Source organism: Salinivibrio proteolyticus (assembly GCF_001996165.1).
GTDB lineage: Bacteria > Pseudomonadota > Gammaproteobacteria > Enterobacterales > Vibrionaceae > Salinivibrio > Salinivibrio proteolyticus.
On record NZ_MUFP01000018.1, the window covers coordinates 46,011 to 61,184 of the forward strand.

9 protein-coding genes are annotated in these 15,174 nt (G+C 48.3%); 5 read left to right on the forward strand and 4 right to left on the reverse strand.

Annotated elements, in window-relative coordinates; genetic code table 11:
- Positions 1-126: 126 nt before the first annotated feature.
- The 4 genes from BZJ19_RS13230 (at position 127) to BZJ19_RS13245 (ending at position 6,778) form a co-directional block, all read left to right on the forward strand.
- A complete protein-coding gene (locus BZJ19_RS13230; protein WP_077675964.1) occupies positions 127-909 on the forward strand; it encodes a transcriptional regulator in 783 nt (260 codons plus the stop codon).
- Positions 910-1,245: 336 nt separating this feature from the next.
- Positions 1,246-2,736, forward strand: coding sequence for an aerolysin family beta-barrel pore-forming toxin (locus tag BZJ19_RS13235; protein WP_077675965.1), 1,491 nt, complete (start codon positions 1,246-1,248; stop codon positions 2,734-2,736).
- Between the two features lie 72 nt (positions 2,737-2,808).
- A complete protein-coding gene (locus BZJ19_RS13240; protein WP_077675966.1) occupies positions 2,809-5,661 on the forward strand; it encodes a twin-arginine translocation signal domain-containing protein in 2,853 nt (950 codons plus the stop codon).
- Positions 5,662-5,806: 145 nt separating this feature from the next.
- Positions 5,807-6,778, forward strand: coding sequence for an ABC transporter substrate-binding protein (locus BZJ19_RS13245; RefSeq protein WP_077675967.1), 972 nt, complete (start codon positions 5,807-5,809; stop codon positions 6,776-6,778).
- Here BZJ19_RS13245 and BZJ19_RS13250 read toward each other — a convergent pair.
- The 4 genes from BZJ19_RS13250 to BZJ19_RS13265 all read right to left on the reverse strand — a co-directional run bounded on the left by BZJ19_RS13250 (position 6,775) and on the right by BZJ19_RS13265 (position 14,101).
- Entirely contained in the window at positions 6,775-7,332 is a 558-nt protein-coding gene (locus tag BZJ19_RS13250) for a sugar O-acetyltransferase (protein ID WP_077675968.1), read from the reverse strand. The genes BZJ19_RS13245 and BZJ19_RS13250 overlap by 4 nt on opposite strands.
- A 188-nt stretch (positions 7,333-7,520) precedes the next feature.
- The gene (locus BZJ19_RS13255; protein WP_077675969.1) at positions 7,521-9,959 is read right to left on the reverse strand and encodes a M9 family metallopeptidase; all 2,439 of its coding nucleotides are present in this window, start codon (positions 9,957-9,959) and stop codon (positions 7,521-7,523) included.
- Between the two features lie 146 nt (positions 9,960-10,105).
- The gene (locus tag BZJ19_RS13260; protein ID WP_235608238.1) at positions 10,106-11,905 is read right to left on the reverse strand and encodes a Na/Pi cotransporter family protein; all 1,800 of its coding nucleotides are present in this window, start codon (positions 11,903-11,905) and stop codon (positions 10,106-10,108) included.
- A 189-nt stretch (positions 11,906-12,094) separates the two neighbouring features.
- Positions 12,095-14,101 (reverse strand): M4 family metallopeptidase, encoded by a 2,007-nt coding sequence (locus BZJ19_RS13265; protein ID WP_077675970.1) that lies wholly within the window; start codon positions 14,099-14,101, stop codon positions 12,095-12,097.
- A 260-nt stretch (positions 14,102-14,361) separates the two neighbouring features.
- Here BZJ19_RS13265 and BZJ19_RS13270 point away from each other — a divergent pair, with 260 nt between their 5' ends.
- Positions 14,362-15,144 (forward strand): DUF2927 domain-containing protein, encoded by a 783-nt coding sequence (locus tag BZJ19_RS13270; RefSeq protein WP_162274223.1) that lies wholly within the window; start codon positions 14,362-14,364, stop codon positions 15,142-15,144.
- The last annotated feature ends 30 nt before the right edge of the window (positions 15,145-15,174 follow it).

Here is a 15,174-nt window from a genome sequence, read left to right on the forward strand (position 1 = left end):
CGGTTATTATTTTTTATATTAATAGGGTGGGTCTCACTTTTATGTAAAATGTGATCTTGTTTCTAATTAAAATGTTTACTATCGCAATGATTTATTGAGTTTTTTATAATCAAAAAGAAAAATCCTATGATTTACTTCGACGCTGTTGCTAGGAAACTTCATCAAGACCACAAATCTACCCGACTTGGCTTCCGCGAAGCCTTGGTGTTGGAGTGCCTGTTGCTGCATGCCCCTGAGACCGTATGTAAGCAAACCTTGATTTGTTACGCGTGGGGAAATGAATACATTGGTCAAACATCGTTAGCCAAATCAATCAGTGCGCTAAGACGAAGCCTAATGGCGATTAGCGCGGATCCGACGTTGGTAGTCACTGTGCCCAAGCTAGGCTATCGCATGGTCGAGGGCATGGTAGAAACCAAGACTGTCAGTGAGTCTCAGGCAACCATAGAGCAAACTAAAGTAGCATCTGCCACGACGAATGCTGCAACGGGTATTTCTGCTAGCGACTCGAGGCAGGGCGCTGACAATAAGGCAGTATCGAGTAAACCGATACGCCAGTGTGTCATGATGGCGTTGATGTTATTGGCATGTGTGGCGAGCAGCGTTTTTGTGGTAGGAAAAATCAATGGCTGGCGTTGGAGCGATGTGGTTCAGCGAGGCGGGCTGACGCAGAAACGTGTAGGAAGCCTTTACGTTTTTTATCCGCAAGAAACGCGACTTGATTTTCCAATGGAGCAATTTTTAACCCACAGTCAGTGTGATTGTCTCGTTTACATAGAAAAAAAGCACAAGTACGCCACTGTTCATTTTGTCTCAAGAAAGACGAATCGCAGTGTGCTTATCCGATATTCGCCTTTCAATATTGAGCATGCCACTCATGAAATTGAGCAATTTCTCGCTGGGGAATAAAAATAGAGTATTTGCTTTATTTTTTTAAGCCTTGTCGAGTAGATTTTGCAACGTCTTATTATTTCTACTTCCTATCATAGATATCCATACCTAAATAATAGTGTATTAACTCTAATTGGCTTTCTGTGCTTTTTTAGGGTGAGTTTTGTTCCTGAATAAATATCACATTTTACGTTATGAGAATAAATGTGAATTCAGCTTAACGTAATGAACTATAAAGGGAATTTAAATCATCGTTTTTCATTTTGTTTTTGTTATTGGCTATGGAAAGGTCAAAGGGTCAGCTTTCGAATGGCCGGCAGACTCTAATAACACCTAACAAAAGGAAGACGTCAAATGGCGACAATCTCACGAACAACAACCTTGACTCTCTCCACCATCGCAGTACTCGTCAGTGCGGGAGTTGCACAGGCGAGAGTCTATCCTGACCAAATTGTGCTCGATACCTTAGGCGATGATCAATGTCGAGCCAACTATCGGCCCTTAACGGCAGACGAGGCAAGTACCCATCGCCACTTTTTGATGGATCGCATGGGGAAATGGCAAATCGCTGGACTCGAAGGCGATTGGGCGATCATGGGTAGCGGCTATAACGGTGAAATCAAACACTACGGCCAAACGAAAGATACATGGTGTTACCCCATCAATGATGAGGGCGAGATTCCGGATTACGCCGCTCAAAGCGTACCAGAAGGGACTGAGCTCGATGTCCAATATTCATTGGTCAATAACCGCAGCGAATTTGTCAAACCGCTGAGCTATCTCGCGCATTACCTTGGTTACGCATGGGTAGGTGGTAATCACAGTGATTACGTCGGTGAAGATATGAACGTTTGGCGTTCTGGCGACCAATGGTTGATCCGCGGTAACAACGATGGCGGGTGTGATGGCTACCGCTGTGGCGATAAGACCACCATTAAAGTGGATAACTTTGCTTATACCTTAAATGACAGTGATTTCTGGCATGGTGATGTGGTTGAGTCCGATAAACAGTTAGTCAAAACGATTTCTGCTGTCGCCCGCAACAACCTCGACGAGCCTCAACAAGTGGTGGTTGATCTCAAAGTCGATGAGGCCACCAATTGGTCGAAAACCAACACCTATGGATTTGCGCAAAAAGTACAAACAGAAAACGAATTTAAGTGGCCATTGGTAGGTAAAACCAAGCTCACTATCTCAATTGAGGCGAATCAAAGCTTTGCTAACAGCAATGGTGGCTCGAGCAGTGAGCAGGTGACGTTACAAGCACGTCCATTTGTCCCGGCGAACTCCGAGATACCTATTCGCGTTGAGCTTTATCGGTCGAGCATTTCTTACCCGTACCGCTTTGGCGCCGATATTAGTTATGACGTGACTTTTGACGGTTTCTTGCGTTGGAGCGGTAACGCGTGGCATTCGCACCCTGAAAGTCGTCCTACAGTACGCCACACCTTTACGATGGGACGTAGTAGTGAGCCGTCTGCGGATATCGCATACCAATGGCATCACCGCTACATTCCTGGCGAAGTGAAATGGTGGGACTGGAGCTGGGCAGTTGAAAAATTTGGCCTAGAAAGCATGCAGTGGGCAACAGGGAAGAGCTTGCGTCCGTTCTATTCCTATGTGTCGGGTGATTTTTATGCGGAATCCCAGTATGCAGGGACCATTGAACTTGGCCAAGCTAAGCCGATTGGCAAAGCGGCTTCCACTCGCGTTAAGCGTTCCATCTCGCCAATGACCACGACTGGCGAGGCAAATGGGGTGGAATTGATTTCTAACTTTGACCCCGATGAACTTGCGAGCCTCGGCTTCGACAATGCCGAGTTGACCATCAAACCGGTTAAATAACCTCAAACCCGCATCCGAAGATGCGGGTTTTTTTATCCATTCAAGATAATCCCGATTAAGAAGAGGACAATCATGAAAAGCAAATGCAATGTCTGGGAAGGGCTTCGCTCCCAAAGTCGTCGTCGTTTTTTAACCCATTCGTCGGCGGCTGTTTTAACCATAGCGGCGGGTGCCGTGTTACCAAAATCTGTCAAAGCGGCACAGTGGATCGCACCAACCACTTCAGCAGGGCTCAGTGAGCTTGATGCGATCAGTTTTTACACGGATTCCTCAGAACATCGCGGTTTAGGGTTAGACCGAGTGGATTTCGAGACGTCCACAGACGAAGCTAACTACCTCGCGCATGTGATGTTTCAGAATATGATGAAGCATAACTTTCGGATCCATCACGGTGGTCTGAGCGCCGACATAGGCGGTGCGGTTGAGCCAAATGACGATGTACTAGCCATGCATGATAATCAACAGTCAGTGAGTGATGTTTATGCGCGCTATCAAACCTACTTTAATGACTATATGGCTGAATACATCAGTCAATATTTACAGTATGGCTACAAAGGGCAAGAGAATGTGGACGTTAATGATCGCCTTGCCTACAACAGTTGGGACATGATCAAAGCGCATGCCAATATCGACTTGGCAGAGAAAGGGGAAATCTTCAAACAAATCATTGATGAGCTTTACGCGATCGCGACAAATTATTGTCAAGGTAATGCACTGGGTCAGTACAAACAAAATGCGTCTTATTGGTTAGATGAGCTGATCGCATACTACCAGCAAGATAGCACGCTTGAGTCGCTGCTTAACGATTGTGCGGTAAACGACAATGCCGATAACCGCTTCAATATTGCGGTTCAAAAGGTGAATGCGACGAGTGCAAAAATACGCACTTTAAACATTGCGGCAGGCCGACCCAAAACCGAGGACGCCCTGCGTGAAATCGAGCGAGTGCTATTCGGCACTGTAATCAACGGTGTCGCGTTTAGTTTGCGCTGGGGGAGTGAGAGTGATGAATATTCCGTGCTCGCCAATGAGGAGAATTTCTTCGCCGTTGCCAGTATTCTGCAGAACAATGACTCGTCGACTCAAAGCCAGTTCTGGCGGCAATTCTTTAGCAATAATGGTGGCGTGCAAACCGTTTGGAATACGTTTAAAGGACTTGGGTTACGCGATGAGACCTTGGGGAACGACGCTACTCAGCAAGCGTTGACGAGACAATACCCTGAATTGGCAACGCCGGTCAGCGGCCAGCGAAGTATGACTGACGTTGTTCTATCCTCGTTGACCTTGTTGCTGGGTGTGGGACATTTCACTTGGGCATCCGCGACAGACAGAGAAGAGTGGGATAGTCCCGTTGAACTTATCGGGCTGGGCGCCGCATTTATCGAAACCTCGTTGCAAATTAGCTATGAGATCCTTGCGACTAAAGTGACACACTTCTTATTCGGTAATGGGACACCGATAACCGATGAACTCGCGAAAGTCATGTCTAAATTTAGTCAGTTTCTGGGTAAACTGACCGGCCGGGTTGCCAAGTTTGTGAACGTTGAACGCCGAATTGCGGAGTCATTATTTCTCGGCAAAGTATCGAGTCTGGTGAGTAAATGTTTTGTGGGGCTCGCCTTTATTGCGGTCGGCATTGCTGGATGGAATCTCGGTCAAGCGATTGCCAGCGGTGATACCGCGGATATTGTGTGGGCTTCAGTTAACTTCTTGATATCGGGCGCTGCATTTGGGCTCGCGGTCGCGGCACTGATGGGGAGTGTGTTGGCAGGACCGCTAGGTATTGTGGTCGCCATCGTAGGGATCGTGATCGCGATTGCACAATGGATTTTCGATGCATTACGTCAGCCTAAGCCCGAACCTTCGCCAATACAGCGTTATACCAATCAAGTGGTGCACCCTGCAGACCTCATTCATGCCGATGTTGGTCAGTATATTTGCCGCACTCGGATATATTGGGATGCGCATACCTGCTTTAGGCCGTTTGATGTCAAGACAATGAATACTGACTGGGAGCACATTCAATCAGTTGAAGATCGTGAAACCCGCAACTATCTAGACGCGATGGTGTCATCTCAGATAACGGGCCGTACTTATTACTTCGGCCGTAATTTCGATTACCCTGAGTTTGGCCGCACCGATCGATTTTTCAACGATGGGTTTACTGATAGCCTAAGCTACGAACAATGGAACCCAGATTGGCAAATAGATCGCTGCACAATAGCAAGTGAATGTGTTGACCGTCACTCGAATAGCCAAGCATTATTTTTATGCGAAAAGAGTTATTCGAAGTATCTGTATTTTACTCAAGGCATCGAAAATGCCCCACAAAGTAGCGACATTATTCAGCTTCCTTCATCTCGCACACAGGACGTTATTGATATTGTTGCGGTGCACCAGCAGCAGTCATGCATCTTTATTGTGGTATGCAAAGACAAGCATGTGTATCAAATCAAAGATGGACAGGTGTCACTCATCAGCGAAGATTTTACCGATGGATACCCGGATGACTACTTCCCATCGTTAACGCTCGTTTGTACTGGCGACATGGTGAGTATCTTCTATACGCTTGATCTGGATGGTGTTGCAGAAGAAGATCGTCGCCTATATCAAACAATTATCGAGCGTGATGAACAACACAACTTTACTCAGGTGCGTTTACTGCAAGATATGCCGCTACCTGAGGGAGCTCATAGTGTGGGACTTCATATTGTCGGTCACTACTCGCCACCAGCAGGGGACAATGATGGTAGACACGAATTTATTCTTGTGTCGCAAAGTCGTTATAAACGTTTTGGAGCTATCGAACCTAAGCAACAGACCCAAGGCGAGGGTAAAGCGCTGCGCTTATTCGGTGGGGTCGAATTTTATGTGCCGAACTCGGGCTTCCAAGGATTTTACAAAAATACCTTTATCCCTCGATAAGCACTTATCTACCGCCGTCACGAATGTGGCGGCTTTTTTCCCTTTTGATTCATGACTGCGCTCTCACTCCTGTTATGTGCTTTCTCGGTATCCATCCTTTGACTAGGGTTAATAACGTGAAAGAACAAAAAGACGGAGTGTGAGTATGAAAAACTGGCTACTGGTTATAGTGTTCTATGCTGCCTCAGTGGGTCCTTTATGGGCTGCCGACGTCCTGTTGATTGAGAGCTATCACAAAGAATACGGCTGGGATGAAAGTTACATTCGTGGGCTCGAAAGTACGCTTGGCGATGATGTGACCTTACATACCTTTGAGATGGATACTAAACGCTTACCGAAAGCCGATTATGACAGTCAAGCTGACAAAGCCTTCGCTATGTATCAACAGGTCGCGCCAGATGTCGTGGTACTGGGTGACGATAATGCGTTGGGCTACATGTTACCGCGTTTACAAAATGAGGATATCGATATTGTATTTTTAGGTATCAATTCTAACCCACGTCGGTTGATGGCCAAATATAGCGGTAAGGCGAGAGTAACCGGTGTGCTCGAGCGCCCGCTATTTGCGCGCAGTATGCGAGAGATTGGGCAAATGTTGGGTAAAGACAAACTCATCGTCAAAATCATGTTTGATGCAGGGACGACCGCGACCATCGCCACCGACCATATCAGTAACCAATATCAAAGTTTGAAGAGTAAACTGGGGATTGATGCCACGATTGAAAACCATGAGACGTTTGACGCGTGGAAAGCCTCAGTCAAAGACAGCGATGGCTATGACATCATCATTGTGGGGCTCTATCAAATTATCCGTGATAACGATGGCAATGTCGTCGATCCGGATAAGGTATTAGCTTGGACCAACCAACATAGTGCGATCCCTTTATTTGGCTTCTGGGACTTTTCAGTGGGTAAAGGCCAAACCGCAGGAGGGGTAGTGTTATTTGGTGAATCGCAAGGGATTCAGGCGGGAGAGTACGTCAATCGAATATTGGCTGGCGAAGAGGCGTCCTCTATTTCGGTGATTCATGGCAAACAAGGACGCGCCATATACAGTGGAGCCGAGTTTGCTCGCTGGGGGCTTAATGCGCCAAGTGGCTGGCGCAATATTGATTAATCGTGGTGATTAAGCGACTTTATCAAGCGTGCAGGCGTGCCACCGTAAAGGCTGTCAGGTGGCACGTCGTGCTTAACCACCGCATTGGCGGCGATGACGCTGCGAGCCCCGATGGTGACGCCTTGACAGATTACCACGTTACCGCCAATCCATACATCGTCTTCGACCACAATGGGTTTACACCATGTTTCCCATTTTCGACGGCTTCGATAATCGAGAGAGTGGGTGGGAGTGTAAAACTGGGTATTGGGGCCAATTAGCACATGGTTGCCAATCGTGATCGGAGCGCCATCCAACATAGTGACATTCATGTTGATTAAGGTATTGCTGCCAACCTGGATGGTCTCGCCAAATTCACAATAGAATGGCGGCTGGATCACCGAACCTTCGCCGATGGTGTGTAATAGCGTGTTGAGTAGTTGCTTTCTTGTTGCAGTCTCTACGCTTTGATTGAATGCTTGCAAGGTTCGTGTGGCATGGTCTCGCCGGATATCAATGGAGCCATCGCTGTCATCAAACACAAGTCCTTGGCACATTTTTTCCCATTCGGTCATGGTTTCTCCTTATTATTCGTTAACCGTGATACAAGGCGAGTCATTGCGGCATTATCTCAGTTTGTGGGAGCGAGAAAACAGAAATCATCCCTTAAGCGTTTTTCCTCTTTCTATTCTTTTTCCATTTCTATGGCTATCAAAGAAAAGCGCCACTCGGCGGTGGCGCTTAATAACATGGTGCTTAACGCTTAACGAAAATAAACACGCACATCGGTTTGGCTACGACTTCCGTCACCTGCAAGTAGCAAGTGCAGACGCTGCTGGTCACTCAAGTCGACTTCGATGTACTGGTTGCTGCCTGGTACGTCTGAGGCCGCTTGGTTTTGTGCTTGCGTTGGCCAATAGTCCTCGGCGGCGAATACGCTCACATCTCCAGCGTCACCATCAGCCATGACCCACACTTGCGCCTTGGTGGCGCCTTCTGGTACATCGGCATAGAGATAGCGACGTTGATAAACGCTAATACTGTTCGGGCTAGCAACGTTAAGTTGCGTCGGGCGCAAGTCATCGGTGCCAGCCGGTGTTTCTGGCTGTGGTTCTGGGGTTGGGTCAGGTTGTACTTGGCCCTCAGCATTCACTTTGACAGTGACATCGGTAAAGTCACCGCGCCCTGTGACACTTAAGGTATACCGACCCGGTTTCACATCAGTAAGCGTCACGGTTTCATTACTGGTTTGGTTCCACTCGGTAGCGTCAAAATCGTAATAGTGCGCTTGACGGCCTTTCGCCACGTACAGATCCGCGTTGCCCTGTCCTTTGATACTAAATGTCAGCGCACTGGCAGAGTGGGCTAGATCAATTTGATACAGGTGCTCACTGTATGCTTGCCCACTAATGGTGACGGTTTGACCGAGAGACAGTGTTGTTACTTCTGGTTCTGGCTTGGGCTCGGGATCAGGGTCTGGACGCGGTGGTTCACTGCCATCGGTGTCTTCCAAGGTGGTCAGCCACTGCGCAAACTCTTGGTCATAACGATGGCCATAGTCTTTGACTAAATTTGCCCACTGCTCGAATTTCCCAGTGCGACCGGCATCAAGCAAAGCTTCCACAGCCTCTGGGTGCTTTTCAAACAAGAAGCGTACCGCCAAATAGCCCCAACGATAGATGCGATTAACATCATTCTGATAGCTGGTGGCAAAAACGTCACTGAGTGAGTAGCCGCCTTCTTTGCCCAAGCGTATTGCTTCGGCATAGTCATCACCATGGGCCATATACTCCGCAAAGCCTTCTAGCCACCACACGGTATGACCGTGACGAAGCACGTCATTGAAATCGCCGTACATATTAAAGCGGCCATCCAGATAGTGAACGTACTCGTGCTCAAGGTTCCAAATGGAAAGCGATTGGCCATTATCATTACGGTAAGCAATAAAACGGGCTTGGTTGTCCGGGGCGGCAGGGTTTCCTTCTAAGTATTGACCACCATTATCCGTCGAGTTACCAAACAAAAATGAGGAATAGGTTTTGTAGTCGGACGGGTTATCAAACACCACAACTTCAACGCTGTCGTTCAGATCGTCGGCGACCGCTTGATAACCTGAGTTAACGGTTTGGTGGAAAGCCACTTCTTTGTTGTGCAGGCTTTCACATGCCTGTTGTGATTGCGCTTGCGTCATGCTTTGTGAACGAATGATCGCCGGACCGTCACATTGGTGACGATAAGGCATTACTTTGGCTTCCAGCGTGGCTTTGGCATCAGACAAACCTAATTCGGCCATCTTATCGGGCGCATAAGCATCCACCATTTCTACCATGCCCACCCAAACAGCGTCATTTTTTCCGCCCAGTGGGAAACGGGGTAATAGATCACGATAATGGCTAATCACACGATCTCGCACGCTGGCTTGGGGCGCCATCAATAGTCGTCCCATTTCGCGGACAGTGTTTGATACCAATAACGCCCCGTGGTCGCTGTTGGAGAGCTGAGGATGATTGACGACGAACTGGTAAAGGCGGTCAATCAAGGAAAGATCAGCAGCGAGCACATCGTAAAAGGCTTGACGAGATTGGTGGCCCGCCATGGCGCGGAAAAGGTTATTGAGTGCATCTGCGTAACGGCGTTCGTCTAAGCGGTCTTGTTTCAGATTTTCAAGCAGTTGAATTTGTAGGTCTAGGGTTTGCGGCAAGCGCTTGATGCTGTCGGCCATCAGCGTTAAACCATGTAAAGCATCGGTTTGGGCGCTGCCCTTTGCCGTGGCGTAAGGCGAGCGTAAGAAACTATTGATGGCATCCGCAAGACGATCATCTAGCGAATCAGAATAGTCAGGACTCGCCTTGTCACCATAGAAGCGAACATAGTAGGCTGCACGTACATACTCAGCTAAGTTAGCAATTTGGCGGGCTTGGTCGTCCTCACCCTGATAATTGGCAATGGTCTGCGATAAACGCTGTGCCACTTTGCTTACAAAAGTTTCTTGGTAGAGGTTGCTGTATCGAATAGACGTGGTGTCATACCAGCTGGTAAAGCAACTGCGTTCAGCACTCATAATGACTTGGAGTGGCGTGTTGCTGGCCGCTAAATCGRCAATGTCACATTGAACATCAGCCCATGCACTGGTGCTGCTGAATGCGGCGAGGGCCATCAGTGCTGATAAAGGTTTAGGTCGGGAAGGGAATAATGTATACATTTCAGGCTCCTAGATATAATTAGGCGGAGCCGTTATAACGATTTTACCGACATGCTTGGGTTATAAAGCCCAAAAGTTAGGGCTTGGTTCCGTTTTCTTTGTCTATTCTGCTATTCATGCATCAATATTGCCCAATCGATAAAGCGCTAAGCTTCTTTTTCGCGCAGATGCAACTTCGCGATCCGTTTAGTGACGGTATAAACACGTTTGAGAGACTCGGTCCACTCCATCTCAATACTAAACAGTTGTAAGCGGTTGGCATCATCCTCCACCAGACGCTCAGCTTGATGGGCGAGAACTTTATCAAGCAGGGCGTTCAGCTCGCGCTTCGCATGCAAGACGTGCTTAGCGCGCTTATCGTCGCCTCGCCGAATCGCATTGACACAATCCAGCAACGCATGGGTCACTTTTTCTTGCATCACATCAAGGGTTGCACGCATTTTATTGCTGATCGTGATTTCAGCGTTGAGAGATTTTTCCATTATCGGGATTAGCGTATTAGCAATCAGGTCCGCAATGCTCTCCAGTTGGTCGGTCATGCTAATTAACGCCATTTGTCGTTGGCTCTGCGCGTGACTGAGTGGTTCTTTACGCAGCCTGCCTAAATAAAACAAGATGTGTCCGTGCAGGGCATCGACCTGATTTTCGATTTCATCAATTTGTTTCAATGCGGCGATCGCTGCGTCGCGTTGTGGCTGGCTTGCCAGTTTTGAGGTAAGTGGCGGCAAGGTATTCATCATATTACAGACCCGCCGTCCAATACGGCCGATCTCAAGTTGCGCCTGATCCATCGCAATATCCGGCGTCATCAATAACTCTTTCGCCAGATATTTGGGCGTGATAATGGGCTGGTCGCTGCTGAGTGGTTTTTTCGAGCGTGGTACAATCTTTTTCGCTAACCAAACAAAACCACTAGCGAATGGCAGCATGATCAGTGTGTTTAGTACGTTAAACAATGTATTGGCGTTGGCAATTTGTCGCGGCAGTTCAGCACCTAAACGGTCAACTCCTGTCAGCTGTGGGTGACTTGGAGAGAGCGCGACGCTCCAATCACTTAATAGCGAGATCAGTGGCAGCCAAATCATGACGCCGATGATATTAAAAAGAATATGAATGCTGGCGGTTTGTTTGGCTTCTCGGGATTTTCCGATAGAGGCGAGAAGTGCTGTCACGCAGGTACCAATATTGGCGCCCATCGCAAGGGCAATACCACTTTCCAATGAAATAAAGCCTTGTCCTGCAAGGACAATCACGATCCCGGTTGTTGCTGAAGACGATTGAACTAATGCGGTGAACAGCGCCGCAAGTAAGATCGCGAGCAGAGGGTTATCCATGGTTGCCATCGCGTCGATAAAGGGCTGATAATCTCGCAGCGGTGACATGGCATCGCTCATCACATTCATGCCCAGAAAAATCAAACCAAGGCCGAACAGCATATTACCGTAGTGTTTGGTTTGGTCCGCTTTGGCGATAAATTGGGTGAGAAAGCCCGCAGCGACCATCACGTACGCCGCTTTGGTGATCTTAAAGGCAACAATTTGCGCAGTAACCGTGGTACCAATATTGGCACCCATAATGACCCCAGTCGCTTGGGCAAGTGACATCAGGCCTGCTGAGATAAAACCAATTAACAATACCGTGGTAACGGAAGATGATTGAATCGTGGCGGTAATGCCGGCACCGGTGAGCACCCCAGCCACGCGATTGGTGGTTAGTTTGGCGAGTAAGGTTTTTAATCGACTACCAGCGGCGCTTTTGAGGGCATTAGACATTTTGTCCATGCCATAGAGAAACAGCGCCAGCCCGCCGAGTAATCCCATGATCATGCTAGGATACTGAATGTTCTCAGCATTGCCTTGCATGGCCCAAACGAGTGGGGAACACAATAAGAACAGCAGCGCCACAAGCTTGGCGCGAAATGTGTTAGAAAAAATCGTCAGATGCATTCAATCTGCCCAATTATCTGATTATCACCAATAATCATTAACATAGATGTAAAGAAGCAGTAATGCGAATGTCACTTTCAGGGAGAGGGCAGAATCTTGGAGTGATCACAGTCGTGAGGAAATGGTGTGCGAAACTCTCATAAAAGAGCGGCCAGCCGTGGCTAGCCGCAAATCAACAAAACAGCGATATTAGCCTTGGCAGCTTCCTTGATATTGCCAAACCCATTGATTCGAGAACGGATCAATGCCCCAGTTATCTTGTGCCGCTTGGAACAGATGCCCTTGGTATTGAACGCTGACGCCGGAGTAGTAATAGTTGTAGGTTCCCCAGCTAGGGACGTTGCTACAGCGGTTTTGCTCAATACCACGGTCATCAAGGCGTGCAATCACGTTTGTGGAGTAATCCACCTTGCTGGTGACGGTGACATATAGATCCATTCCCTGAATCTCACTAAAGCCACAGTATTCCTCGTTGCCCGCGTTGGTAGACGCACAGTCATGATCCTCGGCGCTCGCAGGACGGCCAACCGCCGTATATAACTCAACGTCACCCTGACCACGATACGTTTGCAGCCATACCGTACCGCGTGGCGCATTCTTAATCACAAACTGGTGAGCCGTGCCTGCGTAGCCGTGAAGCTCCACCGGCTGATCGAAAGTGAGTGGTTCGACGTCAGGCGTCGGTTGCGGATCTGGATTTGGGGTGGGGGTTTCACCGGTTCCTTGGCAGCTTTGGGTTTGGATGCCAACTTCGGCAAAGGCTTGGCTGACAGCGCCGGCAGAATAGTTTAGCGCTTTCGCGGCTTCACATACGCCATCAGCGCCTTGTTGGAAGCTCGAGTTAGGTTGCCAGTACAATTGGTTGGCGGTGGCAAACGCGGTAAACGCTTTTTGAATATTCCACTCTGCGCTGGTGGCAAGATGGTAAAACGCTTTGTTGAAGATACCTGAGCTAAAGTGCACGTCGATGCCAGGATAGTAACGGTTAACATGACCAATGGAGCGTCCATCTTGGCTTGGATTGATGAAATAGCGCATCGCATCGCTATATTTCATCACGTCTTCACCCATTTTCCAGTTGAAGTCGCCATAAACATACTGGCCGAGTGCCGCGGCGGCGATATCGGAGAACGACTCGTTCATGCCTCCCGACATGCCGCGATATTCGAGCCCTGAGTTTTGCTCAGTAAAACCGTGGCTGACCTCATGGGCAATCACATCCCAAGTGGTTAACGGATACATGCTGCCGTTGCCGTCACCAAAGGTCATTTGTTGTCCGTCCCAGAATGCATTGCCATAGCTCTGACCATAATGAACACGCATGGTGAGCTTTTGACGGATAGGGCGCACGCCGAGCCAATCTTGATACATTTCAAAGACTTTTTGTCCAAAGTACTGCGCATCGTTCATGGGTGCATAGGCACCATTAACTTGACGGTAGTTGTTCTGGGGGCAACTAAATTGGTGCACGTTTCCGCCCCATTCCTGATTGTTCATGTTGACCGTCACAACGTTGGGGCTATCCATTTGACAGTAGCGGTTGACCTCAAAGCCACCCAGTTGGGTATTAGGGCCGAAGGTATAGCGTCCACTTTTTTGGTTACCGCCGGGGCCGCCAGCTTCTAGGTGGGCGATGCCTTCCCAGCTATCTAATATATCTCCCGATTTCGCATCGACGATTTTCATCGGACGAGAAGGATGACCGTTATCACTGGCAAGGTAGTCAACTTTATAGACGAGACGCGCTGTTTGTTGTGCATCTAACCAAATCAATAATTCCGTATTTGCATTCGCTTGGTGAAAATGACGAGCGCCTTGGCTTGTCTGGCCTTGAGCAATCGCAATAGCCTGCTGCTGGTTAATCATGGGGAGTGTGCCACCAATATCTTGTTCGATATCAGTGACAACGTCACCTTTGACGCTTGGCGCAAAGCCTCGTGCGGCGGTGTTTTCCACCACGGAATAACCGTAAACCGGGATGCCATGGTGCAGTTGCTGTTTACGGACCAGTGATTGATTGCCCACTTGCAGACGCGACTTTTCACGAAAACTGAGTGCAGGGGCTGCTGTCATTGCTGAGCGTGCCGTATTGGCGTCTAGTGCTTGGCTAAGATCCAAATCAGAGGCGTCAACGATAGTGGCGGCTTGAGCGGAAAACGCAAAGGGGAGCAAGAGTGCGAGCGGTGTTTTACGCATAGAATCCTCGAGTTAGTGAGTCAAATCGCCTGTTACTATCCACATTACTCAATAACTAAAAATGTGATCGCTATCAAATTGAGGATCTGGTTCAAAAAATGTCTAGAAAAATGGTACGCCCATTCCATGTTCAACAGATAAGGTAAGAAAAAGCAGGCATTGAGTGACGAAACATAAATTTAACAACTTACTTTTCAGTGAATAATAAGCGCTGTGCTACGCTGTCTTGGCCGTTTAGCATGATCATGGAGCGATCTACTTTGTTTTGGATCTATCGACTTGGTATCGGGATAATTTTATGGGGCATGTCACTGAGTGCCTTTGCAACAAGTCAACCTTGGCAGCAGCCTAACTATATACTTGATGCTTTTCACCGAATTGCGCTGAAGAGTGAATATGTGAAAGGTGAACATGGTATTCGTAAGTGGAAGGACTCTGTGCGCTATACCGTGTCGCATGTCGTCAGCGACAGCGAGCTTCACGATAAACTCGTCCGCTACCACCTTGATCATTTGCAAAGCTTGACGGGGATAAACTTTATACCGGCTTCGCACCCTAAAGCCGCTAATCTGACCATTGTATTTACCAACCACCAACGCTTTTTAGACGATGCGCGGCAATACTTTAAAACCAACGATGTCACCCCATTACGCAAAGCGGTCTGTGCGGCTAACTTTGCCGTTGATAAAAACGGCTGGATACGGCGTGCAGCCGTTGTGATCCCGGTTGATTTGGCAAGATCAAAAGGTAAGTTAGTTGCCTGTGTGGTTGAAGAGCTGACCCAGATCATGGGACTACCCAATGACGACGATAACGTGTTTCCTTCCATTTTTAATGATCGCACGCCGGAACAACTATTAACGGGCTTAGACGGCTTGTTACTGCGGCTCTTGTACTTGCCGGACATACAAGCCGGACAAAACTGGAGCCAAGTGCAGCCAATCATTGCGCCGGTCATTGAGTCGTGGGCGCGCGAAGGGACCATTGAGCATGCCCATCGCGCCGTGAGAACCGGTGAGTTGTATCAGTTATTAGGGTGGTGATGTGGAATGGCTCCGCGTTCATTCTACTCG

What these genes read in the sequence shown, in the direction of transcription:
- BZJ19_RS13260 (WP_235608238.1), bottom strand. Translation starts at nt 11,905, where the DNA reads ATGCATCTGACGATTTTTTCTAACACATTTCGCGCCAAGCTTGTGGCG.
- BZJ19_RS13245 (WP_077675967.1), top strand. Translation starts at nt 5,807, where the DNA reads ATGAAAAACTGGCTACTGGTTATAGTGTTCTATGCTGCCTCAGTGGGT.
- BZJ19_RS13235 (WP_077675965.1), top strand. Translation starts at nt 1,246, where the DNA reads ATGGCGACAATCTCACGAACAACAACCTTGACTCTCTCCACCATCGCA.
- BZJ19_RS13230 (WP_077675964.1), top strand. Translation starts at nt 127, where the DNA reads ATGATTTACTTCGACGCTGTTGCTAGGAAACTTCATCAAGACCACAAA.
- BZJ19_RS13265 (WP_077675970.1), bottom strand. Translation starts at nt 14,101, where the DNA reads ATGCGTAAAACACCGCTCGCACTCTTGCTCCCCTTTGCGTTTTCCGCT.
- BZJ19_RS13250 (WP_077675968.1), bottom strand. Translation starts at nt 7,332, where the DNA reads ATGACCGAATGGGAAAAAATGTGCCAAGGACTTGTGTTTGATGACAGC.
- BZJ19_RS13240 (WP_077675966.1), top strand. Translation starts at nt 2,809, where the DNA reads ATGAAAAGCAAATGCAATGTCTGGGAAGGGCTTCGCTCCCAAAGTCGT.